At 71.6% G+C, this 26,507-nt stretch carries 22 protein-coding genes; 14 read left to right on the forward strand and 8 right to left on the reverse strand.

Features of this window, described 5'->3' with window-relative positions; translation table 11 throughout:
* From ACWKZU_RS02860 to ACWKZU_RS02870, 3 genes are all read left to right on the forward strand, one after another.
* On the forward strand, positions 1-1,047 hold a 1,047-nt coding region (locus ACWKZU_RS02860), incomplete at its 5' end, for a helicase-related protein (protein ID WP_449280880.1).
* Positions 1,048-1,344: 297 nt separating this feature from the next.
* Positions 1,345-2,169, forward strand: a complete 825-nt coding sequence (locus tag ACWKZU_RS02865) for a polysaccharide deacetylase family protein (RefSeq protein WP_449280881.1) — start codon at positions 1,345-1,347, stop codon at positions 2,167-2,169.
* Positions 2,169-3,296, forward strand: a complete 1,128-nt coding sequence (locus tag ACWKZU_RS02870; RefSeq protein WP_449280882.1) for a C45 family autoproteolytic acyltransferase/hydolase — start codon at positions 2,169-2,171, stop codon at positions 3,294-3,296. The genes ACWKZU_RS02865 and ACWKZU_RS02870 overlap by 1 nt, the downstream gene beginning before the upstream one ends.
* Before the next feature lie 82 nt (positions 3,297-3,378).
* Here ACWKZU_RS02870 and ACWKZU_RS02875 read toward each other — a convergent pair whose 3' ends face one another.
* On the reverse strand, positions 3,379-3,564 hold the full coding sequence (locus tag ACWKZU_RS02875; protein WP_449280883.1) for a hypothetical protein: 186 nt from the start codon (positions 3,562-3,564) through the stop codon (positions 3,379-3,381).
* Positions 3,565-3,762: 198 nt separating this feature from the next.
* On the opposite strand from ACWKZU_RS02875, the gene ACWKZU_RS02880 reads away from it, so the two are divergent.
* Both ACWKZU_RS02880 and ACWKZU_RS02885 read left to right on the forward strand, forming a co-directional pair.
* Positions 3,763-4,995 carry an MFS transporter gene (locus ACWKZU_RS02880; RefSeq protein WP_449280884.1) on the forward strand — a complete coding sequence of 411 codons (1,233 nt, stop codon included), beginning with the start codon at positions 3,763-3,765 and terminating at the stop codon, positions 4,993-4,995.
* A 72-nt stretch (positions 4,996-5,067) separates the two neighbouring features.
* Positions 5,068-6,096 carry a DUF4349 domain-containing protein gene (locus tag ACWKZU_RS02885; RefSeq protein WP_449280885.1) on the forward strand — a complete coding sequence of 343 codons (1,029 nt, stop codon included), beginning with the start codon at positions 5,068-5,070 and terminating at the stop codon, positions 6,094-6,096.
* Here ACWKZU_RS02885 and ACWKZU_RS02890 read toward each other — a convergent pair.
* The 3 genes from ACWKZU_RS02890 to ACWKZU_RS02900 form a co-directional block, all read right to left on the reverse strand.
* On the reverse strand, positions 6,060-7,496 hold the full coding sequence (locus ACWKZU_RS02890; protein WP_449280886.1) for a flavin monoamine oxidase family protein: 1,437 nt from the start codon (positions 7,494-7,496) through the stop codon (positions 6,060-6,062). The genes ACWKZU_RS02885 and ACWKZU_RS02890 overlap by 37 nt on opposite strands.
* A gap of 144 nt (positions 7,497-7,640) precedes the next feature.
* Positions 7,641-8,291, reverse strand: a complete 651-nt coding sequence (locus ACWKZU_RS02895) for an antibiotic biosynthesis monooxygenase (RefSeq protein WP_449280887.1) — start codon at positions 8,289-8,291, stop codon at positions 7,641-7,643.
* 117 nt (positions 8,292-8,408) lie between these two features.
* Positions 8,409-9,929: an APC family permease gene (locus tag ACWKZU_RS02900; protein ID WP_449280888.1), complete on the reverse strand. Its 1,521-nt coding sequence runs from the start codon at positions 9,927-9,929 to the stop codon at positions 8,409-8,411.
* A 178-nt stretch (positions 9,930-10,107) separates the two neighbouring features.
* Between ACWKZU_RS02900 and ACWKZU_RS02905 the strand changes: the two genes are divergently transcribed.
* From ACWKZU_RS02905 to ACWKZU_RS02935, 7 genes are all read left to right on the forward strand, one after another.
* Positions 10,108-12,957, forward strand: coding sequence for a Cys-Gln thioester bond-forming surface protein (locus ACWKZU_RS02905; protein ID WP_449280889.1), 2,850 nt, complete (start codon positions 10,108-10,110; stop codon positions 12,955-12,957).
* Entirely contained in the window at positions 12,954-13,391 is a 438-nt protein-coding gene (locus ACWKZU_RS02910) for a thioredoxin family protein (RefSeq protein WP_449280890.1), read from the forward strand. Before ACWKZU_RS02905 ends, ACWKZU_RS02910 begins: the two co-directional genes overlap by 4 nt.
* Complete coding sequence (locus ACWKZU_RS02915) at positions 13,384-13,935, forward strand: DUF4395 family protein (protein ID WP_449280891.1); 552 nt, start codon at positions 13,384-13,386, stop codon at positions 13,933-13,935. Before ACWKZU_RS02910 ends, ACWKZU_RS02915 begins: the two co-directional genes overlap by 8 nt.
* A 157-nt stretch (positions 13,936-14,092) precedes the next feature.
* Positions 14,093-15,448: an NAD-dependent succinate-semialdehyde dehydrogenase gene (locus tag ACWKZU_RS02920; protein ID WP_449280892.1), complete on the forward strand. Its 1,356-nt coding sequence runs from the start codon at positions 14,093-14,095 to the stop codon at positions 15,446-15,448.
* A gap of 347 nt (positions 15,449-15,795) precedes the next feature.
* Complete coding sequence (locus tag ACWKZU_RS02925; protein WP_449280893.1) at positions 15,796-16,356, forward strand: hypothetical protein; 561 nt, start codon at positions 15,796-15,798, stop codon at positions 16,354-16,356.
* 1 nt (position 16,357) lies between these two features.
* Positions 16,358-16,606 (forward strand): helix-turn-helix transcriptional regulator, encoded by a 249-nt coding sequence (locus tag ACWKZU_RS02930; RefSeq protein ID WP_449280894.1) that lies wholly within the window; start codon positions 16,358-16,360, stop codon positions 16,604-16,606.
* The gene (locus ACWKZU_RS02935; protein ID WP_449280895.1) at positions 16,603-17,562 is read left to right on the forward strand and encodes an NAD(P)-dependent alcohol dehydrogenase; all 960 of its coding nucleotides are present in this window, start codon (positions 16,603-16,605) and stop codon (positions 17,560-17,562) included. The genes ACWKZU_RS02930 and ACWKZU_RS02935 overlap by 4 nt, the downstream gene beginning before the upstream one ends.
* Before the next feature lie 333 nt (positions 17,563-17,895).
* Here ACWKZU_RS02935 and ACWKZU_RS02940 read toward each other — a convergent pair whose 3' ends face one another.
* Positions 17,896-19,800: an FAD-dependent monooxygenase gene (locus ACWKZU_RS02940; RefSeq protein WP_449280896.1), complete on the reverse strand. Its 1,905-nt coding sequence runs from the start codon at positions 19,798-19,800 to the stop codon at positions 17,896-17,898.
* Positions 19,801-19,950: 150 nt separating this feature from the next.
* Here ACWKZU_RS02940 and ACWKZU_RS02945 point away from each other — a divergent pair, with 150 nt between their 5' ends.
* Both ACWKZU_RS02945 and ACWKZU_RS02950 read left to right on the forward strand, forming a co-directional pair.
* Positions 19,951-20,685 carry an IclR family transcriptional regulator gene (locus tag ACWKZU_RS02945; protein WP_449280897.1) on the forward strand — a complete coding sequence of 245 codons (735 nt, stop codon included), beginning with the start codon at positions 19,951-19,953 and terminating at the stop codon, positions 20,683-20,685.
* Between the two features lie 326 nt (positions 20,686-21,011).
* Positions 21,012-22,793 carry a thiamine pyrophosphate-binding protein gene (locus ACWKZU_RS02950; RefSeq protein ID WP_449280898.1) on the forward strand — a complete coding sequence of 594 codons (1,782 nt, stop codon included), beginning with the start codon at positions 21,012-21,014 and terminating at the stop codon, positions 22,791-22,793.
* A 163-nt stretch (positions 22,794-22,956) separates the two neighbouring features.
* On the opposite strand, the gene ACWKZU_RS02955 is transcribed toward ACWKZU_RS02950, so the two are convergent.
* From ACWKZU_RS02955 to ACWKZU_RS02965, 3 genes are all read right to left on the reverse strand, one after another.
* Positions 22,957-23,418: a DUF3237 domain-containing protein gene (locus tag ACWKZU_RS02955; protein ID WP_449280899.1), complete on the reverse strand. Its 462-nt coding sequence runs from the start codon at positions 23,416-23,418 to the stop codon at positions 22,957-22,959.
* Positions 23,415-24,665, reverse strand: coding sequence for a flavin-dependent oxidoreductase (locus ACWKZU_RS02960; protein WP_449280900.1), 1,251 nt, complete (start codon positions 24,663-24,665; stop codon positions 23,415-23,417). The genes ACWKZU_RS02955 and ACWKZU_RS02960 overlap by 4 nt, the downstream gene beginning before the upstream one ends.
* 160 nt (positions 24,666-24,825) lie before the next feature.
* On the reverse strand, positions 24,826-26,484 hold the full coding sequence (locus tag ACWKZU_RS02965; protein WP_449280901.1) for an amidohydrolase: 1,659 nt from the start codon (positions 26,482-26,484) through the stop codon (positions 24,826-24,828).
* Positions 26,485-26,507 lie beyond the last annotated feature (23 nt).

The following is a 26,507-nucleotide window of genomic DNA, read 5'->3' on the forward strand; positions in this document are numbered from 1 at the left end:
AACAAGACTCCGAAGCAGGGCCAGCGCCTGCTCTTCAGCGCGACCCTCGACAACGGGGTCGACAACGTCGTGAAGAAGTACCTGCACGACCCGATCCTGCACTCGGTCGACAGCGCCGAGAGCCACGTGCCGCAGCTCACCCACCACGTCTTCGAGGTGTCGGGCAAGGATCAGAAGGACGCGCTCATCGAGGCGCTCGCGAGCGGCACCGCCCGCCGCATCTTCTTCACCCGCATGAAGCACCAGGCCAAGAAGCTGGCCAAGCAGCTCACGGCGCGCGGCATCCCCGCCGTGGAGCTGCAGGGCAACCTGTCGCAGAACGCCCGCGACCGCAACCTCGCCGAGTTCGTGAGCGGCGAGGCCAAGGTGCTCGTCGCCACCGACGTCGCTGCGCGCGGTGTGCACGTGGACGGCGTCGATCTGGTCGTGCACATCGATCCGCCGGTCGAGCACAAGGCCTACCTGCACCGCTCCGGCCGCACCGCGCGCGCCGGCAACGAGGGCGACGTGGTCACCCTCGTGCTGCCCGAGCAGCGCGGCGAGATGAAGCAGATCATGCGCGCGGCGAAGATCCGCGTGACCCCGCGCCACGTCGACCCGAACGCCGCGAACGTCGACCCCGAGGTGCTCGCGCTCATCGGCGAGGTGGCGCCGCGCGTCGACCCGCGCGAGATCGAGCGCCGGCGCACCGAGGCCCAGGCCGCGCAGCAGCGCGCGGCCGGCCACAACCCGCCCGGGGCGGGCCAGTCGACCGGCGCGAACGCGAAGCGGAAGCGCTCGCGCGGCGGCCGCGGGCGCGGCGCCGGATCCGGTGCGGGCCAGCAGGGCTCGCAGCAGGCCGGCCAGCAGGGACGCCAGGATCGCGGCGCCCAGGGCGGCGCACGGCGCTCCGACCGCGCCCAGGGCGGCGCGCAGCAGCACCGTTCGCAGGGCGAACGCCAGGCGACGCGCTCCGGCGGCGAGCAGCAGGGCGGACGCCGCCGCTCGGGTCGCCGGGCGCAGAGCACGGGCGGCACCGTGTACTCGACGAGCACGCCGGGCGCGTAGCGACCAGCGCCTGAAGGGCGCACGAGCGACGCGAGCGGGGTCCGGACTATCGCAGTCCGGGCCCCGCTCGTGTCATGTCGAACGGCGAAGAGCCGGTGCTGCAGAGGCGTCGCGCTCGTGCCCGACCCGGAACCCGGCGGGCGCAGGACCCGGGCGCACCCCGCACAGGATGAGACAGAATACGTCAATCACCCCATGCACCCTCCCGCGCGCTCTCGGAAACTGGGAAGGGCACCCGAATCGCTCGGGGACGCACCAGTGATCGGCGCCGCGGCGCAGAGGAAAAAGGAGAACGCCATGACGACGTGGCCTGACGGACGCCGGTACGCGGCGACGCTCAGCTTCGACTTCGATGCAGAGGAGCTCTGGATCGGCGAGAACCCCGACAACGCGAGCCGGCCGGGGGTGCTGTCGCAGGGGGCCTACGGGCCGAAGGTCGGTGTGCCGCTGATCCTCGGCCTGCTGCGCAAGCACGGGGTCACGGCCACCTTCTACGTGCCGGGCAAGGATGCGCTGCGGCACCCCGACGCGGTGCGCGCGATCCTCGCCGACGGCCACGAGGTCGCCCATCACGGGCACAGCCACACGAATCCGACGCAGCTCACCGAGGCCGAGGAGCGCGCCGAGCTGTACGACGGCCTGGAGGCGCTGAGGGGCCTCGGGGCCGAGGTGACCGGGTACCGCTCACCCTCGTGGGAGTTCACGCCGCACACGCTCGACCTGCTGCAGGAGGCCGGGCTGAGCTACAGCTCGAACCTCCTCGACCACATCCTCCCCTACCGCCACGAGACGCACGATCTCGTCGAGGTCCCGATCTCCTGGATCCTCGACGACGCACCGCACTTCTGGTTCGCGAACGACACGTGGGAGAAGACCATCCGGTCGCCCCGCGAGGTGCTCGACGTCTGGCTGCCCGAGATCGACGGCATCGCCTCCCTCGGCGGGCACGTGATGCTCACATTCCACCCGTTCCTCACCGGACGCCCCTCGCGCCTCGCCTTCCTCGACGCGATCCTGGGGCGCCTGGTCGAGACGGGCGCCTGGATCGCGCCGACCCGCGAGATCGCCGACCACACGCGCGAGCACGGACCGTTCTCGCTGACCGCGCCCGAGGAGGCCTGATGGACACCCGCTACCCCCGGTTCCGCGTGAGCGGCGACGCGGCCGCCCGGTCGCGCCAGTACGGCTCGCTCGCCCGCGCCCAGATCATGCGCACCCGCGAGGGCTACGAGCGGGCGTTCGCCGCCAAGGGCGTCGCCTGGTCCGAGGCGGTGGAGTTCGCGCTCGGGTTCGCGCCCGCCATCGAGGAGCACTTCCCCGAGCTCCTCGTCGAGTTGCGGGGCATCGCCGACGGCGCGGGCCTGTCCTTCGCCGACGTGCTCGCGATGAACTGCCGCACGGAGGTGCTGTGGCGGGCGGCGGTGCGGCAGGCGGAGGGCGTCGCGCCCTGGCTGCGCGGGGAGTGCTCGAGCTTCGCGCTCGAACCCGACCGCACCGCCGAGGGCCGCGCGCTCGTGGGGCAGAACTGGGACTGGCTCGACGTGCTCGCGGACGGGGTCGTCGTGCTCGAGGTCGAGCGCGAGGACGGCCCCAACTACGTGACCGTCGTGGAGGCCGGGCTGCTGGCGAAGACCACGATGAACCAGGCCGGCATGGCGATCGGCATCAACACGATCGTGTGCTCGCTCGACGGAGGCGCGCGGGGCGTGCCCTTCCACGTGCTCGTGCGCGCGGTCGCCGACGCGGCCCACGTCGCGGATGTCGTGGAGATCCTCTCGACCGCACCCCGGGCCTCGTCCGGCAACTACATCGTGGCGAGCGCGGACGGCGCGATCCTGAACGTCGAGACCGCACCCGGCGACGCCCGCACGGTGCACCCGCTGATCTCGGCGGACGGCGCGGTGATCCACACCAACCACTTCGTCCGCACGCCCGTCGGCGGATACGACCTGGCCCCGGCGCAGATGGCCGACAGCTTCGTCCGCTACGGCCGCATGGAGCGTCTCATCGCGCAGCGGGAGACTCCCGCCTCCGTCCCGGATCTGCAGGCCGCACTCGGCGATCACGCCGACGCGCCCTCCGCGATCTGCTGCCACCCCGACGCGCGCTCGGACGCCGCCGCGCAGTGGGCCACGCTCGTCTCGGCGATCATGGACCCGCGCACGCGCACCCTCCACCTGGCCGAGGGCACCCCGTGCAGTACCGCGTGGCTCGCGCACGACTACGCGGGCCTCCTCGCCGCGGCGTAGCGGCAGCACCTCGCAACGGCAGCCCGGCGGGCGAGGCGCAACGGCGGGCGAGGCCCGCATCCCGGGGTCGGCGCGCTCTCCCTCAGTCGCCCGCGCGAGGCACCGCACGCGTGCCGAGCTCTCCGTCGACCTCGTCGGCGAACTCGGTGCGCCTCGCGGTCTCGGGCGACTCCTGCTGCCAGACCTCTTCGAGCTCCGCCTCGAGGTGCGCGTCGTGCTCCGGCGCCGCGCCGTCCGACCGGCGTCCGTTCTGCTCCTGGTGCGTCATGCCTCCACGGTACCCCCGACCGGAGACAGGGCCAAGAGCCCGTCCCCCGGTCGCGACGCGACCCTCGCCGGGCCCGTACGCCGTCGGAACCCGCGCACACCGAGCGATCGCTCGAATATGCATGATTCAACGCGCCAGACCGCTGAATCCGAAGCCCGACGCTGACTTCGGTGACGGTTTCGGCCATATACTGCTCTGATGGGCATCTATCGTGATCTGGGACGGAATCCGGGCGTCTTCCGCATACTCGTTTCGCAGCTCATGGCCCGCTTCCCCTTCGGGATGCTCTCGATCATCCTGCTGCTGCACATCCAGCTCGCCTACGGCGACTTCACCTCGGCCGGCATCGTGCTCGCGACGCAGAGCATCGGCCAGGCCGTCTCGGGGCCGCTGAGCAGCCGTCTGATGGGCCGGTGGGGCATGCGCCGCGTGCTCACCATCACCTCGCTGCTGTGCTCCGGGCTGCTGGTGACCGTCGCGCTCGTGCACCTCCCGCTCCCCATCGTCTCCGGGATCGCCTTCCTCGTCGGCCTCTCGACGCCCCCGGTCACCCCCGCGGTGCGCACGCTCTACCCGAAGCTGGTGCCCGGCAGCCAGCTCTCGGCGCTGTTCTCGCTCGACGCCTCGGCGCAGGAGATCATCTGGGTGCTCGGCCCCGTCGTCGCCGTGTTCATCTCCTCCCAGTTCGGCACGGCGGCCGGCCTGTGCGTCGCGGCCGCGTTCCTGCTGGGAGGCGGCGCCTGGTTCATCATGAGCCGGGCCGTCGGGGAGGTGCGGCTGCTGCCGTCGAAGCGCGGGCTCGGCGCGGTGCTGCGCTATCCCACCGTGATCATCTCGACCGTCGTCGGGTTCTTCTTCGTAGCCTCCTTCGCCGCGATCGAGGCCGGCATCGTGGCCGCCTTCGCCGGCCACGGCGACTCGGGCGGCGGGCACGGCAGCATCGAGTCGGGCATCGTGCTGGCGATCTTCGCCGGCGGCTCGCTCGTCGGCGGCCTGCTCATCGGCCACCGCGCGATGCGGCCCTGGTCGCCGCTGCTGCGGATCGGGGTCGTCCTCGCCGGCACCGCGGCCTGCCTGGTGAGCCTGAACATGTGGTGGCTCAGCGCGGTGCTCTTCCTCGGCGGGCTCGGCACGGCACCGGTGTTCGCCGCGATCTCGAACATCGTGAGCGCGACCGTCAAGTTCTCCGAGACCGCAGAGGCGTACGGCTGGATCGGCACGGGCCAGCTGGTGGGGGTCGCCACGGGATCGGCGCTCGGCGGCGTCGCGATCGACGCCGGGGGCGCACACGGCGCGATCCTCGTCTCCACCGGGCTGCTCGTCATCGCGGCGGTGTGCGCGGCGGCGACGATGCGCTGGATCCCGGATCTCAAGGGGCGCACCGTCGAGCCGCCTCCCGAGACCGGCACCCTCTCGCTGCCGCTCCCGTAACGATCCGGCGACGTGCGGCGGAACCGCCGGATTCTAACGCCCGCCTAACCGGGGGCGACGTATGGTGTGACCATGAAGCGTCGATCATCCCTCACCGCGCTGCTCGCAGCAGCACTGCTCCTCGCGCCGCTCTCGGCGTGCTCCGCCCTGCCGGGATCCGGCGGGGGCGCCTCCAGCTCCGAGGACCTCGCCCTTCCCGAGGTCGCCCGCGACGCCGCGGGCGCGGACGGCGCGTTCGAGAGCGCCCCGCAGGCGGTCGAGGATCAGTCCTCGCGCTCCGTGATCCGCACGGGCGAGATCTCGATCGAGGTCGCGGATCCCGACACGGCCGCCGAGGAGGTCTCCGAGATCGCCCGGCGCGCGGGCGGCTCCGTCGAGTCCATGACCGTGCACCGCGCGAGCGGCGATGCGGCCGCGGGCGCCGACCTCACCCTGCGCGTGCCCGAGGATCGCCTCGACGAGACCTTCGAGGCGCTGACCGGGGTGGGCGACGTCGTCACGCAGAGCCGCTCGGCGGTCGACGTGACGGCCGAGCACGTCGACCTGCAGGCGCGGGTCGCAGCGCTCGAGGCGTCGGTCGAGCGGCTCACCAAGCTCATGGCCGGCGCGGACACCACCACCGAGCTCATCGAGGCCGAGGCGGCCCTGTCGCAGCGCCAGCAGGAGCTCGACGGGCTGCGCGCGCAGCTGAAGTCGCTGGAGGGCCAGGTCGACGAGGCCACCATCTGGGTGTCGCTCGGCACGAAGTCGGCGCTGCCCGGCGGCGGCCCCGCGAACTTCTGGGAGGGCCTGCTCGCGGGCCTCGACTCGCTCACCGCGGCCGGTGCTGGCGCGCTCGTCCTGCTCGGCATCCTGCTGCCGTGGCTCGCCCTCGCGGCGGTGCTCGCCGTCGCGATCCTGCTCATCGTTCGGGCCCTGCGAGCCCGGAGCCGCGCCCGCGCGGTGCGGGCCGTGCAGGAGCAGCGGGAGGCCCGGGCCGCTCAGGCCGAGCAGGCGGCGCGGACGGCGTCCGCCGGGGCGGTCGCGGACCCCGCGGCCCCGCTCCCCGCGGGCGAGGCCGCGCCTCAGTACCCGCCGACACCGCCGAGCAGCGCGCTGTAGGGCAGGGAGCGGCCGAGGATCCGCTCGGCGGCGCGGTGCCCGGAGCGCAGCGCCGCCGTCACGGTCGCGGGATCCTCGGTCCAGGTCGCCTCGCCGGCGAGGTGCAGCACCGCGGCGGCCGCCTCGTGCCCGGCGCCCCGACGGACATCCGAGCCCGACGCTCCCCCGATCGGGGTCGCGATGACGTCGTGGTCCTCAGGGCGCGATCCCACGGTCATGTAGGCGTAGGAGCCGCGCGCGTAGGGGTCGTCCTGCCAGTGCGTGATCCGTGCGTGTGCGGGATCCGGGATCGACTCGCCGTAGATGTCGCGCAGGGCGGTCATCACCGACGCCACGACGCGCTCCTCGGGCCAGTCCCGGATCTGCTTGGCGCACTCCCCGGCGGCGAAGGTGAGCAGCGTCGGCTCGCCGTGCAGGCCGGTGAGGTCGTACCAGGAGTGCCACCACTCCGCCGCATCCCCCTGGCGCCGGATCGCGTAGACGCCGGGCTCCCAGAAGCGCTCGGGGAACCGCAGGAAGATCTTCTCGAACGCGTTCATCCGGAGCGCGTCGACGGCTCCGGCGACGGACTCCGGCAGGGGCGGTTCGAACCGCACTGTCCCGGACCGCAGCACGCCGATGGGCAGCGTCACGACGGCGCGGTCGGCCGCGAACACCGCCGCGGCGCCCGCGTCGTGCTCAGCACCCGCGGGGCGGCGCACGGCGACCTCGACGCCCCCGTCGCTCCGGGTCACGCAGGTGACCTCGTGCTCGAGCCGCACGTCGAGTCCCTGGGCGAGATGCGTTGCGAGCCGGTCGTACCCCTCGGGGAACACCACCTCCTCGCCCTCGATCGCGTCGTCGTCGAGACCGTGCGCATCGAGCAGCACCGCGTCGGCGCCGTACTGCTCCTCGGAGCGGTGGTACAGGTACTCGGTGACCCGTTCGGCGCGCTCCGCGTCCCACCCCCGCTCGGTCGCCACGGCGCCCACCGCGGCGTCCGAGACGTCGGCGTAGGAGCTCCCGGGATCCGCCGCTGCGATCACCGTCGCCAGTCGCGCGTCGACCGTTGCGACATCGGCGATGAACTGCTCGGTCGCGGCGTCGCTCAGACGTCCGCCGTCGGGTCCGTAGTAGGCGATCGGCCGCCCGCCGGCCTGGTAACTGCCCACCGTGAACTCGGTCTCGGGCATGCCGAGGCCGGTGGTCACCTCGTGCACGGGGCTGTCCGAGATGCCGTGGATCCAGGACGCCCCGAGATCGGTGACACGGCCCCCCTCCCGCTCCGTGTGCAGACGCCCGCCGAGGCGGTCGCGCGCCTCGAGCACCACCACCCGCCGGCCCGCGCCGGCCAGCAGCCGCGCCGCGACGAGTCCCGAGACCCCCGCGCCCACCACGATCGTGTCGAATCGCTCCGTCATCGGCTCCTGCACCTTCTCCGCCGGGACTCACCGGCTCGCGACGCCGCACGTGCGACGCGCGCGCATCGGGAACAGGATACCCGGCCGCCCGGCCCGCGCCGAGGCCGCACCGGCCGGTGTGTCGACCTCGGCCGCAGAGAGCCGTCACCGCGCGCCGGCGGCGCGGGAGTCGAGCGCCTCGAGCAGGGAGCGCTCCTTCCGGATCATGCCGGGATTGCGGCGCAACCAGCGCCGCAGGATCCTCGTCACCATCGGCATCATGACGAAGGTCATCAGCGGGGCGAGCACCGTCACGACCATCGCCGAGCGCAGCGGGATCGCGATGCCGCCCCACCAGGGCAACAGCGAGACGGCCCAGGTCGACAGCACGTTCACGGGGTACATGCCGATCCAGATGGCCAGCGCCTGCTTCCAGCGCTGCGGGGCCGAGCGCACCACGATCGTGCGCGCATCGCCGGTGCGGGCGTTCACGCTGCGACGCAGCTGCGGGCCGTCGAACCAGCCCTCGATGCCGGTGCGACGCTGCACCCGCGCATCGAGGACGAGCGGGGAGCCCTCGTCGAGCCAGCGTCGTCGCTGCTCCGACTGCTCCCATCCGATGAGCGAGCGCTCATCGGAGAACCGGTAGATGACGTGCAGCACGCTCTCATCGCTGCTGTCGCGGATCACCCCGCCGCCGAGGCAGCCCTCGAACTCCCGGGCGAGGCGGAGCCCCTCCTCGACCCAGGTGACGGCGTCACCGGTGCGAGTCGGATGCGTCTGCCGCCTGACCTCGACGGTTACCGGGGTGCCCATGGCCACTATTCCAGCGCAGCGATGTGTCCCCCGCGTTACGCTCCGTCACCGGCGCGTGAAGTCTCCGTTACGTTTCGAGCGGAGTGTCGGGCCGAGACGCGCGCAGCGGATCCCGGTTCACTCGTCCGGCACCAGCACCGGGGTGTCGCGGTTCAGGCTCTCGCCGCGGAAGAACGCCCGCGAGCCCGGCCGCAGCCACCAGATCCCCATCAGCACGAAGCCGAGGAGGATCGCCCCGACGCCGATCACGAAGGCCCCGCCCACGCCCAGCAGCACCGTCTCGCTGTAGTCGGTGCTCCACATGTCGATCGCCGACTGCACGAACGCGTAGCCGAGCAGCAGACCGCCCAGCAGCGGCAGGATCCCGCGCATCCAGAGGTTCCGCGCGCTGTCGCGCAGCGTGCTCCGGAAGTACCAGACGCACGCGAACGAGGTGATGGCGTAGTAGAGGGCGACCGCGAGGCCCATCGAGGTGAGCGAGTCGGCGAGCATGTCCTCCGAGAGGATCGACATGCCGACGTAGTAGATGATCGCCGTGACGCCCATCAGCGTCGTCGAGAACCACGGGGTCTTGAACGTCGGGTGCAGCTCCGCGAACTTCGCGGGGAGCGCGCGGTAGACCGCCATCGAGAGCGTCCCCCGCGCGGTCGGGAGGATCGTGGTCTGAGTCGACGATGCGGCCGAGAGCATCACGCCGAGCAGCAGGAACCAGCCCCACGGCCCGAACAGCACCCCGCCCAGCACCGAGAACACGTCGTCGAGGTTCGTCTCGTTCGTGAGGCCGAAGCCGGTGTCGCCGAAGCCCGCGAACATCATCACTGCGATCGAGACGCCCACGTAGAGGATGATGAGGATCACGATGCTCGACAGCGCGGCGCGGCCGGGCGTCTTGCGCGGGTTCTTCGTCTCCTCGTTCAGCGCGAGGCAGGTGTCCCAGCCCCAGTAGATGAAGAGGGCCAGCAGCACGCCCTCCATGAAGCCCGACCACGAGCCGAGCTCGGCCGGGTTGAACCACTGCCAGTCGAAGGCGACCGAGCCGGGGTTGCTGCCGTCGAACGCGTGCACGAGCGCGAGCACCCCGAACAGCACCATGGCGGTGATCTGGACGGTCATGAGCACCATCTGCAGCCGCTCCCCCATCTGCACGCCGATCGTGCTGACGAAGGTCATGATGGCCATGAACACGACCGAGGTGGCGACCACGATCACCCGGTTGTCCGCGAACTCCTCGTTGCCGAGCAGCAGCCAGAAGTACTTGCCCGTGATCTCGCCCACGTTCGCGAGCACCATGATCGCGGAGACCGCGACGGCCCAGCCGCCGAGCCAGCCCACCACCGGCCCGAACGCCTTGGTGCCCCACACGAAGGTCGTGCCGCAGTCGGGCATCTCGCGATTGAGCTCCTGATAGGCGAACGCCGCGAAGATCATCGGGATGCAGGCGACGATGAACACGAGCGGCGCCTGCGCACCCACCGCGAGGATCACGTAGCCGAGCGTGGCGGCGAGGGAGTAGAGCGGGGCCGTCGAGGCGAGCCCGATGATGGTGGAGCCCACCACGCCGAGCGCTCCGGTGTTGAGTCCCTTGCCGACGTGGATGTGCCCGGTGTCGGTGGCGTTGCCCAGCGTGTGTTTCGTCATGGGGCTATTCTGCGGCATCGGAGCGGATTCCGAGACCCGAATCGCACCGAGCACCGGTCGGATCGTCGGCTCAGCGAGCGGCGACCCCCACAACACATTGCCCTGGATTATGGGTCATATTGCATTTTGTAACAATCGTGTTTTGCGGGAGGACTCCCCGAACCTACGCTCGGTGATCATGACCCCTCCCTCGCCGCCGCCGTCCGTCTCCGGCAGACGGCCTGCACGACTCATCCTCGCCGCCGCCGTGATCGGACTGCTCGCGCTCTCCTCCTCATGGGCGAGCGGGACTCCGGCCGAAGCGGCCGTGTCCGACCGATACAAGTACTTCGGCAGCTCGGCGTCCGGCACGAGCATTCGCACCACGGCATCGGCGTCGAACTTCGCGACCCGGCTCTACAACCTCACGGGACAGGCCGGCGCCACCAGCACGAGCGGCTACTCGGTCGATTTCACCGGCACGCCGCCTCAGAACAACAACGACTACACCGAAGCCCCCTGGGGCGATCTGCCTCGGAGCTCCACGATCGCGAACGAGGGCCGGGTGGAGTGGATCCTGAAGAACTCCTACCCCCGCGTCACGACGACCGCGCTGCGCGACACGCTCCGAGCCACCGCCGGCTACGAGTCCTTCCCCAGCGGGTACTTCCCAGAGAGCGACGCGATCGCGGCCACCCAGGCCGCGATCTGGCACCTGACCGATGATGTCTCGCTCGATCCGAACAACACGAGCCCGAACACCGCTCGCGTCAAGCTCCTCTACCGATACCTGCTCGAGTTCTCCGAAGGCCGGGAGCCCGCCTCGGCGCAGAGCCCGCGCCTCGAGATCCGCTCCGAAACCGGGCGCACCGAGTTCACGGTCGAGCCGCAGGGCGCCTTCGGCCCGTTCGTGCTCGATGCGAACACCGATGCGACGCCGTCCGTCAGCGGACCGGCGCGGCTCGTCGACGCGGCCGGCCAGACGCTCACCGGCGCCCAGAGCGCCGGCACGAGCTTCTGGGTGCAGCCCACCGCCTCGCCCGCCGCGGCGGGATCCGCGACCGTCTCCGCGCAGACCGCCTCGATCACCACCACCTCGGTGCACGCGCTCTTCGGCAAGCAGCAGGTCTCCCCCTTCGCCGCCCGCGAGACGCTCTCCACCCTCTCGAGCTCGTCGCAACGCGCCGACGACACGCTGCAGGTGAGCTGGGAGATCGACCAGAACTCGCCCGAGCACTACGACCCGGACGGCGAGGCCACCGAGCGCGGCTACGTCTACCACCCGCGCGCCGAGCTGAGCCCCACCCTTGAGCGGGTGGCCTTCACCGACGGCACCACGACCCGGACCGACCTCGTGGGTCTCACCTCGACGGGAACCCACCAGAGCACCGGCGTCTACTCGGCCGACTTCGCCGCCACCGCCGTCGACGCTTCGCAGGGCCCCAGCCTCCCGAGCGGTTCCCGCTATCGGGAGGAGGACTGGAGCGCGAACGGACACCTCGCGCAGAATCCGCACCAGGGCGCCGTCGCGCGCGTGCTCCGGAGTTCGTACCCCGAACTCACCGTGGCGCAGCTCACCACGGATCTGAAGGCCGCGAACCGGCTGCCCCAGAGCTCGGGGAACGTGAAGAACTGGGAGGCGATCGCGGGCACCCAGGCCGCCGTCTGGCACTTCACCGACGGCAAGCGCCTCGACACCACTCGCTACGCGAGCCCCCGCTCCGCCGCGTCGGAGCACACCGCCGATGGCTTCGACCCCGGTGCCGTACTCGACGGCGACCCCTCCACCGGCTGGCGCGCCGCCGCTCCGGGCGAGGCGATCCTCGAGTTCGTGTTCCCCGCGGACTTCGAGCCCCGCTCCTACACCGTGACCACCCTCGCGGGCGGCGAGCAGTCCGATACGCCGACCGCCTGGAGACTGCAGCGCAGCCTCGACGGCGTCAGCTTCTCGGACGTCTCCACGGGGTCGGTGAGCCACACCTTCGACGGAGGCGAGCCCGAGTCCCGCACCAGCGGCAACATCCCTCCGGGAGCGAGCTACGGAGCCTACTCCACGATCTACCGGATCGTGTTCTCGGGGGCGGCCGACCCCGAGCAGCCCGTGCAGATCGGCGACGTCGCCTTCACCGGCTTCGGCGTATTCGGAGCGCAGCCGAACTACGAGTACCGCGAGTACGCGAACGCGACGAACGTGGTGCAGACCTATCTGCACCTCGTCGAGCTGGGGGACACGCAGCCCGTCCCGACTCCCGAGCCCGTCGCGACGCTCGCGGGAGCCCTGGAGCACTACGAGCGCAACGACCTCGCATCGGCGATCGGGCCGTTCCGCTACGAGGGATCGCAGGCCGCGGAGATCACGCTGAGCGGTCTCGAGGACAGCACAGGAGCGGGCCTGCTCCGTGAGCAGCCGGATCCCTCACCGGAAGAGGAATCCTCTCCCGGGGCCTCGCCGGCGCCCCTGCACGCCGCGGCTCCGGCGGACGAGGACGGAGAACCCGTGAACAGCCTCGTGCTCGCTCCGGGAGAGACCTTCTACCTGCAGCCGGGTGACGGTGAGAGCGGCGAGGCCGTTCTGACCGCGAGCAGCACCTCGACCAACTGGATCACCGCCCGGGCACTCACCGGCACCACGTCGGCGGGCTCGCCCGGCCCGACCCTGGCCCAGCTCGGAGTGCAGTCCACCCGGGCGTCGTTCACCCTGAACGTCCCGTTCTCACTCGCGCAGGAGCCCGCCGCGCCCATCGAGAACGACGACGACGAGCCGATCGACGACTCGGACCCGGTCGAAGGGAACGGGCCGGAGCCGGACGAGGAGATCCGGGATCTCGAGACGGTCTCCGATCGCAGTCTCGACGCCGGTTCCGCAGCGACGAAGACCTCGACGACCGGGCTGCTCTCGGACACCGGAGCCTCCGCCGACGTCGGGCCGCGCCTCGCGATGGCGACGGCGGCACTGCTCGCGCTCGCGATCGCGGCATTCGCCACGGCGGGACTCGCGTTCGCACGTCGCGCCTCGCTCGCCCGCACAACGGAACGGAGTCGGCCATGACCCCGCTGCTCGCCCTCGGCCTGCTGATCGGGCTGCTGGCGCTGACCGCCGGCCTCGCGGTGCTGGCGCGGAACCGGCCCGGTCGTGCGCGCCGCATCGATCACGCCGCGCACGTGGCGCCCGAGGAGTTCGGCATCGACGGCTTCGGCACGGAGGGGACGGTGGTGCAGTTCAGCACCGCCTACTGCTCCCGCTGCCCGGGCACGCGCCGGGTGCTCTCCGAGCTCGTGGCCCGCTACTCGGGCGTCGACTTCGTGCACGTCGACGTCACCGATCAGCCGCATCTCGCTTCGAAGCACCGTCTGCTGCAGACGCCCACGGTGCTGATCCTCGACGGCGGCGGGGTACCCCGCTCGCGCTTCACCGGCACGATCGATCGTCGCACCATCACCCGAGAACTGGAACAGATCGCAGGAGACCCCCATCATGACTGACCTCGACCCCTCCACCGCCGAGACTCCCCGCCCCGCCGGCGCCATCGATGCGCGCGGGCCGCGAGTGAGCGCGGGCATCACCGCCCTGCTGCTGCTGGCCGGCATCGCGCTCGCGCTCGTCGGCAACTCGACGGGCGGATCGCTGGCGTCGCTGTCGCCGGGCGAACGCGCCGCGGATCCCGGCTTCCTGGCCCTCTCACTCGTCGCCCTCCTCTTCGCGTGGTCGCTCGTCTCCGCGAGGACCCAGCCGCTCTCCGCCCTGTTCCGAGCGGTGATCCAGCCCCGGCTGTCCCCTCCGACGGAGTGGGAGGATCCGCGCCCGCCGCGCTTCGCCCAGGGGGTCGGACTGGTCGTGGTCGGCGCGGGGCTGCTGCTGCACCTCCTCGGCGTTCCCTGGGCGCTCGCCATCGCGGGCGCGGCCGCATTCGTGGCCGCCGCGCTCAACGCCTCGATCGGCTTCTGCCTCGGCTGCGAGATCTATCTGCTGCTCGCGCGAGCCGGGATCACCGGGCGCGGCGGCCTGATGCCCTCGCACCGGAACTGATTCCGTAGCCTTTGCGGGATTTCACTTCCGATTTCGTCGAACAAACCGCGGTAGGACACCCAGAACTCGGCGTGCACCCAGCTAGTGCTGCGCAGCCAGGTATGCGAGACTGGGCGTACCCAATACCCCGACGAAGTCACTAAGGAGTGAGTCATCTATGGGCACCTTCGCCGTCATCAATCCGGCCACGGGCGAGACCGTTGCCGAGTACCCCGACGCGACCGCTGAGGAGATCGAGGCCGGCCTGGCCTCGGCGCAGAAGGCCTACCAGGAGTGGGCCCGCAAGACGACCGTCGCCGAGCGCGCGGCACTCGCGCAGCGCGCCGCGGAGCTCTTCGATGAGCGCAAGGACGAGCTGGGCGCCATCATCAACCGCGAGATGGGCAAGCCGCTCGACCAGTCGATCGGCGAGGCGGAGTTCTCGGGTGCGATCACCGCGGCGTTCGCGAAGAACGCCGAGAAGTGGCTGGCCGACGAGGAGCTCGAGGTGGAGGACGGCCTGCGCTCGTTCTTCCGCTTCCAGGGCACCGGCGTGATCCTCGGCATCATGCCGTGGAACTACCCCTACTACCAGGTCGCCCGCTTCGCCGTGCCGAACCTCATCCTCGGCAACACGATCATCCTGAAGCACGCGGCGCAGTGCCCCGAGTCGGCCCTCGCGCTCGAGCAGCTCTTCCGCGACGCAGGCTTCCCCGAGGGCGCCTACGTCAACGTGTTCGCCACGCACGACCAGATCGCCGACATCGTCGCCGACGACCGCATCCAGGGCGTGTCGCTGACCGGCTCGGAGCGGGCCGGCGCGATCGTGGCCGAGCAGGCCGGTCGCGCACTGAAGAAGTGCGTGCTCGAGCTCGGCGGCTCCGACGTCTTCCTCGTGCTCGACACCGATGATCTCGATCACGCGGTCGAGCACGCCGTGGGCGGCCGCATGGAGAACACGGGCCAGGCCTGCAACGGCTCCAAGCGCATCGTCGTGCTCGACAAGTACTTCGACGAGTTCAAGGAGAAGTTCGTGGCCGCCATCGGCGGGCAGAGCTACGGCGACGACTTCGGTCCCCTCTCCTCGGCGCAGGCCACCAAGACGCTCGCCTCGCAGGTGCAGGGCGCGCTGGATCAGGGCGCCGAGGTGCTCGTGGGCAACAACGAGCCCGAGGGCAACGTCTTCACCCCGACCGTGATCTCGAACATCACCCCGGCGATGGACGTGTACAGCCAGGAGCTCTTCGGCCCCGTCGCGCAGCTCTACAAGGTGTCGAGCGATGAAGAGGCCATCGAGCTGGCCAACTCCTCGCCCTACGGCCTCGGATCGGTCGTCATCTGCGACGATCTCGAGCGCGCCGAGCAGGTCGGCAACCAGCTCGACGTGGGCATGGTGTTCATCGGCGGCGCCGGCCTCGAGGGCGCCGACGTGCCCTTCGGCGGCGTGAAGAAGTCGGGCTACGGGCGCGAGCTCGGCAAGGTCGGCATGCTCGAGTTCGCCAACAAGAAGCTCTTCCGCTTCGCCGCGAAGTAGCACGCAGCAGCCTCGAGAGGCCCCGGGATCCGTTCGGACCCCGGGGCCTCTCTGCTGCGCGCGCGTCTCCCGCCTCCCCCGCCCTCGCCGCCGCCCCGCCCCCGCCTCCCACGCTCTCCCCCGCCCTCGCCGCCCCAATCCCGCCCCGCCTCCCCGCCCCCGAACCCGAGCCAATTCCCCGAAGCCGAGCCCTGCAGCGCCGATAGTTCGCTCGGTCTCGAACACAACCATCGGTCTCGAGCGCGGCCGCGCGATCTTCGAGCCCCAGAATGTAAGACATTCTTGACATGACGTAAAAGCAGCTTTACATTCATGAGTAAAGAATTTTTGACACCGAGGAGGGCGCCATGTCCTACGAAGAGCGGGGCACCTGGGTGTACCTGTTCGTGTCGGCGGCCGTCTACGCCGCCTACGCGGCGGTCGTGCTCGCGCGAGCGGCCGATCCGATCACCGAGACGGCCTATCAGGCTCCCCTGCTGTGGGCGATGGGCGCTTCGATCGCGGCCTCCATCGTGCTGCGCATCGTCGTCGAGATCGGCGCGGGCGTCGCGCGAGGGGTGAGCAGCGCCGTGCGGCAGGAGATCGCGCAGCGGGCCGCGGGCGAGGCCGTCCGAGAAGCCGGAGGCGCGGGATCCGGAACCGAGCGCCCCACCGACGCGGTGCGCTCGGCCGCCGCCCCGCAGCAGGAGGCGGATGCCTACCGCACCGACGACCGCGACCGCGAGATCGACCGGATGGCCACGGTCCGCACGCTCCTGGTGCTCGTGGCCGGCGCCCTGGCGGCACTGGGAATGGCCCTCGCCGAGTGGCCGCACTTCTGGATCGCGAACGTCATCTACCTCGCCTTCGTGCTGCAGGCCGTCTCGAGCGCGGTCGTCAAGATCGTCGCCTACCGGCGGGGGTTCTGAGATGGTCAGGCCGACCCGCGTCACCAACCGCATCCGCGCCCTGCGCTTCGAGCACGGGGAGCTCACCCAGGCGCAGCTCGCCGACGCGCTCGGCGTGACGCGGCAAACCGTCATCGCGATCGAGCAGGGCCGCTACTCGCCGTCGCTCGAGATGGCATTCCGGATCGCACGCGTCTTCGGCACGGGTATCGACGAGGTGTTCCAGTACCCCGACCGGCACCCGGAGCAGCCCGCCGAGGAGGCGTCATGAGAGCCGCCGTCTACCACCGCTTCGGCGGTCCGGAGGTCGTCGCGCCGGAGGAGGTCCCCACGCCGGAGCCGACCGGCGACCAGCTGCTCGTGCGCGTGCTCGCATCGACCGTCAGCGCGTCCGACGCCGCGGCGCGGTCCGGCTCGCCGTGGTTCGCCAGGCTCGCCTTCGGCCCGTTCCGCCCGCGCGTGCCGGTGCTCGGCAGCGACTTCGCCGGGCGTGTGACGGCACTCGGCCCGGAGGCGCGCCGATTCGCGGTCGGCGACCTGGTCTTCGGGGCGACCAACGCCGCGATGGGCGCGCACGCCGAGTACATCGTCGTGAGTGAGGGGTCGCCGGTCGAGCGGGTGCCCGAGGGCGTCGATCCCGTGCGCGCGGCGGCCCTCGTGGACGCGACCGCGATGTCGTTCCTGCGCGATACCGCTGGGCTGCGGCCCGGCCAGCGACTGCTCGTCAACGGCGCTTCGGGGGCCGTCGGCAGCGCGGCCGTGCAGCTCGCGAAGCACCTCGGCGCCCGCGTCACGGGCACGAGCAGCGCGCGCAACCTCGGCTTCGTGCGCTCGCTCGGGTCCGATGCCGCACTCGACCACACGCGCCTCGACGAGGAACCGGGGCCGTTCGACGTCGTGTTCGACGCCTACGGCAGACTCGGATACCGACGGGCGCGGCGTCTGCTCGCCGCAGACGGCCTCTACATGACCACGGTGCCGTCGTTCGCGATCCTCGCGCAGGCGCTCTGGACGCGGCTGTTCGGCCGGCGCCGCGCCACGATCGCGTTCACCGGGCTCCGCCCCGCCGAGCGGGTCGCCGCCGACCTGCGGGAGACCGCGGAGCTCGCAGCGCGCGGGGCGCTCGACGCCCCCGTCGACGCGAGCTATCCGCTCGACCGCGTGGCCGACGCTCATCGCCACGTGGCGCGCGGCAAGCGAGGCCATGTGGTGCTCACTCTCGGCTGAGACGCTGAGACGGCGGGACGGCGGGACGAGTCCGGGCACGCGGAATCCGTCGAGCGTTGGATCCTGCGGCTGCACCCGGCGAGGCCGGTCATGCTGCGCGCGGCGAGGCCGGTCGTGCTGCGCGAGCCTGCGAGTCGCAGTACGCAGAATCCGGGCCGCGCATTCACCACGGTGGATCCTGCGACTGCGTTCGCTGCGCTCCCTCCGCGCAGGATGACCGGATTGTGCCGGGTATCCGTCACTCTGCGGGAGCTCGCGAGTCGCGGAATCCAGGCACGATGGATCCTGCGACTCGCAGGCTCACGCAGGGCGACGAGGACAGTCGCACACCCGTCAGCGCTCCAGCAGCAGCCCCTCGAAGAACTCGCCGAGATGCTCGGGACGGTCGAGCGGCAGGATCGCCGACACGTAGTGATCGGGACGCACCACGACCACGGCGCCCTCGCGCGAGATCCCCCGCAGCTCGAAGATGTCCTCCTCGGGCAGCGCCGCGTAGATCTTCTCGTAGTCGGTGAGCCCGAACGGGCCCGACGCCGGCAGGAACAGCTTCGACGCCCGCGAGATGTCCACGGCGTGGTGGTGCTGCTGGTGCACGGCTTTGACGTCGAAGACCGAGTCGAGGTCGGCGCCCTCGGGGGTGAAGCGGCGCAGCGGCGAAGCCTCGTCCGTCAGCAGCCACTCGGCCCAGCGGTCCAGCCGCTCGCCCGAGGCGTCGGCGAAGGCGTAGACGCGGAAGCGGCCGTCGGCCCGGTGGTGATGCCCCAGGTGCACCTCCACCGCGTCCGAGACGCGGGTGGTCTTGACCGACTTGAAGCGCTTGCCGATGGGGAACCCGGTCGCGAGATCCTGGTTCGCCCCGTCGCTCGTGAGCATCGACTCGGTGTACTGCGTCATGAATCCGGCCGGGAACTCCGCGGTGCGCACGTAGAACTCCTCGACCTCGCCGGGCGAGTCGAACTCCTCCGGCTTCTTGGCCATGAGCGTCGACCACTCGTGGTCGAAGTCGATGAGGTTCTTCGAGGTCACCCAGCGCTCGTCGGAGTAGGTCTTGAGCAGCGACTCGGGGCTGCGGCCCTCGAGCACGTAGCCGAGCTTCCAGCCGAGGTTCCAGCCGTCCTGCATCGACACGTTCATGCCCTGGCCGGCCTTCGCGCTGTGCGTGTGGCAGGCGTCGCCCATCAGGAACACGCGCCCCTTCCCGTCGGGCGAGGTGGCCGCGTCGTCGAAGCGGTCGGTGAGGCGGTGCGCCACCTCGTACACGCTGTGCCAGGGCACGTCGCGCACATCGAGGGTGTAGGGATGCAGGATCGCGTTCGCCCGGGCGATGACCTCCTCGAGGGGGGTGTCGCGCACCTTGCCGCCGTCGTGCTCGTCGGTCTCGCCGAGGTCGACGTAGATGCGGGCCAGGTGGTTGCCCTCGCGCGGGATGTGCAGGATGCTGCCGGCCTCGGAGTGGATGATGCACTTCTTGCGGAAGTCGGGGAAGTCGGTGACCGCGAGCACGTCCATGACACCCCAGGCGTGCAGCGAGGTGGAGCCCGCGAGCGAGCCGCCGATCGAGCGGCGCACGGCCGAGCGGGCGCCGTCGGCGCCGACCACGTACTTCGCGCGCACCACGACGGTCTCGCCGTCGTCGCCGCCGGTCTTGACGGTGTTGATCCCGGCGCCGCTGAAACCCGAGACCCGGCGCAGCGTCACGGTGACGGGGTACTCCCCCTCGCCCGTGACCTCGAGGTCGACGAACTCGTAGCCGTAGTCGACATCACCGCGGGCGGGCGCGCGGCGGGCGTACTCGGCGAAGTAGTCGATGACGCGGGCCTGGTTGACGATGAGGTGCGGGAACTCGCTGATGCCGTTCGGATCGTCGGGCGTGATCGAGCTGCGGACGATGTTCGCGGGGTTCTCCGGGTCCGGGGTCCAGAAGTCGGTCTCCGTGATCTGGTAGGCCTCCTGGATGATCTGCTGCGCGAAGCCGAAGGCCTGGAAGGTCTCGACGCTGCGCGCCTGGATGCCGTCGGCCTGGCCGAGCACGAGGCGTCCGTCGCGGCGCTCCACGACGCGCGTCACGACATTCGGGAACTGCGCGAGCTGAGCCGCGGTGACGATGCCCGCGGGCCCCGAACCGACGATCAGCACGTCGATCTCCTCGGGGAGCTCCTCCGGGCGGTTCAGGCCGACGCCTGCGGCGGGCTGAACGCGCGGATCGGTGGAGACGTATCCGTGGTGGTGGAACTGCACTGTTTCTCCTCACTGCGCCCTGGCGGGGGTGGCTCTTCCGACGCAATGTTCTATAATTGAACACGAAGTTTGAATATCGCACAGTCAGGATAAACCGCCCCGCCCGTTCGCACAACATCCGATTCCCCGGCATCCGCCAGAATGGTTCCCATGACTCCCACGAGCGACACCCCGGCCGCCTCCGCCGGCTCTCAGACCGCCGGGTCGCAGACCCTGGCCCGAGGCCTGCGCGCGCTCGAGCTGCTCGCCGAGGCCGAGCAGCCGCTCTCGATCGCCGACCTCGCCCAGCGGCTCGGGGTGCACCGGTCCAACGCCTACCGCGTGCTGCGCACGCTCGAGCAGCACCGCTTCGTCACCCGCGACCAGGCCGGCCGCATCCGCCTCGGCCCCAAGCTCACCGTGCTCGCCCGCGGCGTCGCGCCCGCGCTGCACACCGCCGCGATGCCCGCCCTCACCGAGCTCGCCTACGAGCTCGGCATGACCGCGTTCGTCACCGTGCTCGACATCGACGACGTGGTGACCCTCGCCACCGTCGAGCCCGCGAACGTCGCCGCCAGCGTCGCCCGGAACCCGGGCGTGCGCCACCCCGTCGATCGCGGCGCACCCGCCCGAGCCATCGAATCATCCCTCACCCCCTCGGAGCGCAAGGCCTTCCTCGGCGACGACGAGCTCAGCGCTGCGGCCCTGGAGGCGCGCCGCAACCGCTACGCCCTCAGTCACGACGAGGTCATCGACGGCGTCACGAGCATCGCCGTCCCCCTCCGCATCGACGGCGAGCCCCCGGCCGCGGTCGCCGTGGTGCACTTCAAGCTCCCCGAGCCCCTGGACTCGGTCGTGGAGGCGCTGCACGACGCAGCCGAGCGCATCGCGCAGAGCTACCGCTGAGCGCCGGTCGCCGCCGCGGGATCCGGGGTCCGCCGATCGAGCGGAGTGGAGATGGAGGATCCCCGTCGGCCGATCGAGCGGGGCGCCGCGGTGAGCGAGCGCAGCCGGACGACGCATCGACTTCGAGGATCCGGCACCGATTGATAGTCAATGTCGACGAACTACTCGCGGGATATGTACTATAGGTAGCGTCCAGCTCGGTCGGCTCGTCTCCGACCCGGCCGGCTAAGGCGCTCGAAAAAGGGGCGCTGCTGTCAGGGCTACGACGCCCGGCGAGACATACACGGTTCCCCTGCTCATTCGAGTTCTTCTCACAAGGATCTGTGATGTCCACTTTTGCACCCACGCTCGTCCATACCCTCGCGACCGCCCTCGCCCGCCACGCCGACCGCAGCTTCGGCCTCATGGGCAACGGCAACGCCCACCTCATCCAGAGCCTCTCCGAGCTCGGCATCCCCTACACCGCCGTGCGCCACGAGGCCGGCACCGTCGCGGCGGCCGACGCCTACACCCGCGTCAGCGGCCGGCTGGCCGTCGCCACCACCACCTACGGCGCCGGCTTCACCAACACGCTCACGTCCCTCGCGGAGGCCGCGCAGGCCCGCACCCCGATGCTCGTCGTCGTCGGCGACGCTCCGAGCGGCGGCCCGCGCCCGTGGGACGTGGACCAGGAGATGCTGGCCGCGGCCCTCGGCGTGCGCACCCACATGCTCTCCGTCGCCGGCATCGAGCGCACGGTGGAGCGCGCGGTCTCGTACGCGCTGCGGGTGCGGCGCCCGGTCGTGCTCGGCATCCCCTACGACCTCGTCACCGCGGCCGCCGTCGAGCCCGTCGCCGCCGCGGAGCCGCAGGGCATCGACCTCGACGATCCGGCGGTGCTCGCCTCGCTGAGCGCCTCGGTCGCCGACGTCGCTCAGCCGGTCGCGCCCGTCGTCCCCGCCGTGCCGCAGGGACTCGGCGGCCCCGCCGGCCACCAGATCGAGGCGGCCGTGCGCGCGCTGCTCGAGGCGGAGCGCCCGGTGATCGTCGCGGGTCGCGGCGCCCACCTCTCGGGCGCATCCGCAGAACTCGGCGCCATGGCGGACATGCTCGGCGCGCTCACCGCGAGCACGGCGCTCGCGCGCGGCATCTTCCCGAACCCGCACTTCGACCTGGGCGTCACCGGCGGCTTCGGCCAGCAGGGGGCCATGGCGACCATCGAGACGGCCGACGTCGTGCTGGTGGTGGGCGCGAGCCTCAACCAGTTCACGATGCGCTTCGGAGATCTCTTCGGCGCCGGCGCCACCGTGATCCGCATCGACGACGAGCAGGTCGCTCCCCCGAAGACCAACCGCCCCATCACGCACCTGCTGCTGCAGGGCGACGCCCGGGCCACCCTCGGCACGCTGCTGGGTGCGCTCGTCACGGCGGGACGGGTGCCCGGCGGCTGGCGCGAGAGCGTGCCCGGCCTCGAACCCGGGGGCGCGCTGCGCGTGCGCGACACCGGCTTCGCCGAGCACCCCGATGGCGTCTGCGCCGACGGGCGCCTCGACCCCCGCAGCGTCGCCGCCCGCCTCGCCGAGCTGCTGCCGGCCGAGCGCCACATCACCACCGACGGCGGTCACTTCATCGGCTGGGCGAGCATGTACTGGCCGGTCGCATCGCCCGAGCGGCTGGTCATGGTGGGCACCGCCTATCAGACGATCGGTCTCGGCTTCCCCACGGTCGCCGGCGTCGCAGCCGCGGCGCCCGGCACCACCACCGTGCTGAGCACCGGCGACGGCGGCGGCCTCATGGCGCTCGCCGACCTGGAGACCGCGATCCGCACCTCGCCCAGCAACGTGATCGTGGTCTGGAACGACGGCGCGTACGGCGCCGAGGTGCACCTCTACGGCGTGATGGGCCTGAACGAGGCGCCGATGCTCATCCCCGACGTCGACTTCGCGGGGCTCGCGACCGCCCTCGGCGCGCAGGGCGTGCGGGTGCATCGGCTCGAGGACCTCGAGGCGCTGCGCGCCTGGACCGCGGCCGGGGCGCAGGGCACGATCCTGCTCGACTGCCGCATCTCCCGCAGCGTGATCGCAGAGTACCAGCGCGAGATCCAGCGCGTCAACGGCCTCGACGTCTGACTCATCGGCGCCCGCGCCGCCCTCTCCTCCCCCCCCCGGGTTTCTCTCTTCGCGCGCCAGTAGTCGCCGCCTCAAAGGGCGCGAGGCAGCATCTACTGACGCGCGGAGATTCCGGGAGCGAGGGGCAGAAGCAGGGGCGGGGGTGAGGGCGAGGTGCGCCGGATCAGGAGACGCGGTAGACGGTGTGGGTGACGCGGTCGGCCTCGCGCACGCCGTCGGCGACGTAGAGGGCGCCCTGCAGCTCGGCGAGCCCGGGATCGGCGGTCTCGAAGCGCAGGGCGACTCGGAAGTAAACGCCGTCGGTGATCGCTCTGCGCACGCCGGTGGCGTGCAGACCGATCAGCGCGCCCGCCGCCGTGCGGGCATCGTACCGGGCGTCGATCTCGACGACGCCTTCGGGGCGCACGAGCTGGCGGTCTCCCCCGCCCGGGAGGATCTCGGCCCGCAGCGCGCGGACCGCCTCGCCCGCGTCCGCGTCCGGGATCCCGCGCAGCTCACCGCCGAGGATCGGCGTGAAGCGCCGCAGGCCGTCGCGGGTGCGCCCGAAATCGAGCGGCTCGCCGAGTTCGACCGTCACGCGGGCGGTCGCCGTGAGGCCGGGTGCGGCGAGCGCGGAGGCGCTCACGCCGTCACCCGCGCGGTGAACGACGAACGCGCGTTCAGCTGCTCCGGGTGGAATCCGGCCGCGAGCTTGTACTCGGCCGCGATCGACTCGAGCTCGGACCGCGGGATCACGTCGTGGATGTCGGCGAAGCCCTCGGGCGCGCGCTCGCGCGCGATCTGCATGACGCGCTCGGGCCCGGTCTGCCGGGTCAGCTCCAGCAGCCGGGTGCACGCGGGCCGGCGGGCCTCCTCGTAGGCGGCGAGCGCCTCCTCGACGGAGTCCGCGGTGGCCAGGTGGTAGGCCAGCGTGCGCGCGTCGAGCGTGGCCTGCGAGCCGCCGTTCGAGCCGTTGGGGTACATGGCGTGCGCGGCGTCGCCGAGCAGCGCCAGCCGGCCGAAGACCCAGTTCGGGATCGCGTCCCGGTCGACCATCGGGTACTCGAGCAGCTCCTCCGAGTCGCGGATGATCGCGGGGATGTCGAGCCAGTCGTAGCTCCAGCCCGCGAAGATCTCGGCGATGGGCGCGCGCTCGACGGTGCGGTTCCAGTCGGCGGTGGGCGATCCCTCGCCGCGACGCTCGGCGATGAAGTTGATGCGCTGCCGGCCGTCCTCGAGCAGGCCGCTCAGCGGGTAGGCCACGAACTTCTGCTCGGTGTCGCCGACCATGATCATGGTCTCACCGTCGAGGTAGGGCTCGACGAGCGCGGTGCCGCGCCACAGGGTGAGGCCGCTCCAGCGCGGCGCGCCCTCCTCCGGGTAGTGGAGCTTGCGGGCGGCCGAGTGAATGCCGTCGGCGGCGACGATCACGTCGGCCTCGATGCGCTCGCGCGAGCCGTCCGGCAGTTCGAAGACCGCGACCGGGGCCGCTCCCCCGTTCTGCACGTCGACGAGCCTGCGCCCGAGCCGGATGACCTCGCCCAGGCGCTCCTCCACGAGGGCGCGCAGCTCGAGCTGCAGGCGGCCGCGGTGCACCGAGAGCTGCGGCCACTCGTACCCGGCGGCCCGGCCGCGGGGCTCGCTCCAGATGAGCTGCCCGTGACGGTTGTAGTAGCTCAGGGTGGCGGGCTCGACGCCGAGCGCCGAGATCCGGTCGGCGACGCCGAGTTCGGTGAGCTCGCGGATGGCGTGCGGCAGCAGGTTGACGCCCACCCCGAGGCCCCGGATCTCCTCGGTGCGCTCGGCGACGACGACGTCGGTGAATCCGGCGTGCTCGAGGCTGAGCGCGGAGATGAGGCCGCCGATGCCGGCGCCCGCGATGAGGATTCGCACGTGGGAACTCCATTCGGTTCTGATCGCGACACCGCACGGAGCGGGATCCCGATTAATTAGTCATGATCGACTATAAACGATGAACGCCGGAAATGCACCCCGAGCCGGCGCCCCTCGCGCCCCGGCCCGCACCCGGGGCCCGCCGGCGGAGAAGCCCCCGCTACGCCTCCGGACGCAGGTAGACGGGAGTGCCCTCGATCCAGGTCGAGACGACCCGGGCGCGGTGCAGCTCGTCGCTCGGCAGGGCGAAGGGGTTCGGCTCGATGACGGCGAGGTTCGCGAGATAGCCCTCGCGCACGCTCCCGGTGTCGTGGTCCCGGTGGTTCACGTAGGCGCTGCCGGAGGTGTAGGCGGCGAGCGCCGTCGCCAGGTCGAGCCGCTGGTGATCGCCGCCCAGCGGCTCCGCGGCGACGCCCGGGGCCACGCGGGTCACCGCCACGTGGATCGCCGCGAGCGGGTCCGCGCTCGACACCGGCCAGTCACTGCCCGCCGCGAGGCGCGCACCGTGCTCGTGCAGTTCGCCGAAGGGGTACTGGCGGGTCTCGGCGCCCCGCTGCAGGAAGGGCAGGGTGAGCGTGTCGAGCTGCTCCTCGTGCGTCGCCCAGAGCGCCTGGAGATTCGCAGTCGCGTCGACCTCGGCGAATCGCGGGGTGTCGGCCTCCGCGACCACCTGCAGGTGGGCGAGGTGGTGCCGGCCGTCGCTCGGGCCGTTGGCGGCGCGAGCCGCCGCGACGGCGTCGAGCGCGTCGCGCACCGCCCGGTCGCCGAGGGCGTGGAAGTGCACCTGCATGCCCGCTGCGTCGAGGCGGACGACGGCCTCGCGCAGGGTCTCGGCGTCGATGAACGAGATGCCGTGGTTGCAGGTGTCGTGCCCGCGGGCGTCGCGGTAGGGCTCGATCATGGAGGCCGTGAAGTTCTCGGCCACCCCGTCGACCATCATCTTCACCGTGCCGAGCTCGAAGCGCTCGGCCGATCCGCTCTCACGGCGCTCGTCGCGACGGGCGATCATCGCCTCGATCTGCTCGAGCCCGGCGGATCGGTCCCACCACTGGGCGCCGACGACGTGCACCCGCAGCGCACCCTCCTCGATGGCGCGCAGGTACACCTCGCGGCTGCCCATCCCCGATCCCTCGTCGCCCACCCAGGCGTCCTGCCAGCCCGTGATCCCGAGCGCGAGGAGCTCCTCCTGCGCGCGGAGCAGCCCGCGGTAGGCCAGCTCGCCGTCGGTCTCGGGCTTCACGGCGGCGAAGAGCCCTCCGGCCCCCTCGTGGAACGTGCCAGCCGGGAATCCGTCGTTCTCGCGCTCGATGCGCCCGTCGACGGGATCGGGGGTCGCGGCGTCGATCCCCGCGCGGAGCATGGCCTCGGTGTTCGCCCAGGCGCTGTGATGGTCGCGGCTCATGAGGAACACGGGCCGATCGGGGACGACCGCGTCGAGCAGCGCACGACTCGGCGAACCGCCGGGGAAGTGGTCCATGGACCAGCCGCCGCCGAGGATCCACTCCTCCTCCGGGTGCGCGGCGGCGTAGGCGGCGACCGTCGCGACGGCCTCGTCGGCGCTCTCGGCCTCGGTGAGGCTGCACTGCAGCAGCTCGACCCCCGCGCCCACGGGGTGCACGTGCGCGTCTTGGAAGCCCGGCGAGAGCAGCGCTCCCGCGAGCTCGACCCGCCTGGTGGCGGGGCCCGCGAGCGCTTCGGCCTCGGTCTCGGGCACCACGGCGCTGATGCGCCCTCCGGCCACGGCCACGGCGTATCCCGTGAGCGGCTCTCCGGAGCCGGTGAACACGGCTCCCCCGGTGAACAGCAGGTCGACGGACATCTCGGATTCCCCTCGTCTTCGGC

It is taken from the genome of Leucobacter sp. (assembly GCF_053528595.1).

Coding starts and splice junctions, on each gene's coding strand:
- ACWKZU_RS02865 (WP_449280881.1), top strand. CDS start 1,345: ATGACGACGTGGCCTGACGGACGCCGGTACGCGGCGACGCTCAGCTTC.
- ACWKZU_RS02870 (WP_449280882.1), top strand. CDS start 2,169: ATGGACACCCGCTACCCCCGGTTCCGCGTGAGCGGCGACGCGGCCGCC.
- ACWKZU_RS02875 (WP_449280883.1), bottom strand. CDS start 3,564: ATGACGCACCAGGAGCAGAACGGACGCCGGTCGGACGGCGCGGCGCCG.
- ACWKZU_RS02880 (WP_449280884.1), top strand. CDS start 3,763: ATGGGCATCTATCGTGATCTGGGACGGAATCCGGGCGTCTTCCGCATA.
- ACWKZU_RS02885 (WP_449280885.1), top strand. CDS start 5,068: ATGAAGCGTCGATCATCCCTCACCGCGCTGCTCGCAGCAGCACTGCTC.
- ACWKZU_RS02890 (WP_449280886.1), bottom strand. CDS start 7,496: ATGACGGAGCGATTCGACACGATCGTGGTGGGCGCGGGGGTCTCGGGA.
- ACWKZU_RS02895 (WP_449280887.1), bottom strand. CDS start 8,291: ATGGGCACCCCGGTAACCGTCGAGGTCAGGCGGCAGACGCATCCGACT.
- ACWKZU_RS02900 (WP_449280888.1), bottom strand. CDS start 9,929: ATGACGAAACACACGCTGGGCAACGCCACCGACACCGGGCACATCCAC.
- ACWKZU_RS02905 (WP_449280889.1), top strand. CDS start 10,108: ATGACCCCTCCCTCGCCGCCGCCGTCCGTCTCCGGCAGACGGCCTGCA.
- ACWKZU_RS02910 (WP_449280890.1), top strand. CDS start 12,954: ATGACCCCGCTGCTCGCCCTCGGCCTGCTGATCGGGCTGCTGGCGCTG.
- ACWKZU_RS02915 (WP_449280891.1), top strand. CDS start 13,384: ATGACTGACCTCGACCCCTCCACCGCCGAGACTCCCCGCCCCGCCGGC.
- ACWKZU_RS02920 (WP_449280892.1), top strand. CDS start 14,093: ATGGGCACCTTCGCCGTCATCAATCCGGCCACGGGCGAGACCGTTGCC.
- ACWKZU_RS02925 (WP_449280893.1), top strand. CDS start 15,796: ATGTCCTACGAAGAGCGGGGCACCTGGGTGTACCTGTTCGTGTCGGCG.
- ACWKZU_RS02930 (WP_449280894.1), top strand. CDS start 16,358: ATGGTCAGGCCGACCCGCGTCACCAACCGCATCCGCGCCCTGCGCTTC.
- ACWKZU_RS02935 (WP_449280895.1), top strand. CDS start 16,603: ATGAGAGCCGCCGTCTACCACCGCTTCGGCGGTCCGGAGGTCGTCGCG.
- ACWKZU_RS02945 (WP_449280897.1), top strand. CDS start 19,951: ATGACTCCCACGAGCGACACCCCGGCCGCCTCCGCCGGCTCTCAGACC.
- ACWKZU_RS02950 (WP_449280898.1), top strand. CDS start 21,012: ATGTCCACTTTTGCACCCACGCTCGTCCATACCCTCGCGACCGCCCTC.
- ACWKZU_RS02965 (WP_449280901.1), bottom strand. CDS start 26,484: ATGTCCGTCGACCTGCTGTTCACCGGGGGAGCCGTGTTCACCGGCTCC.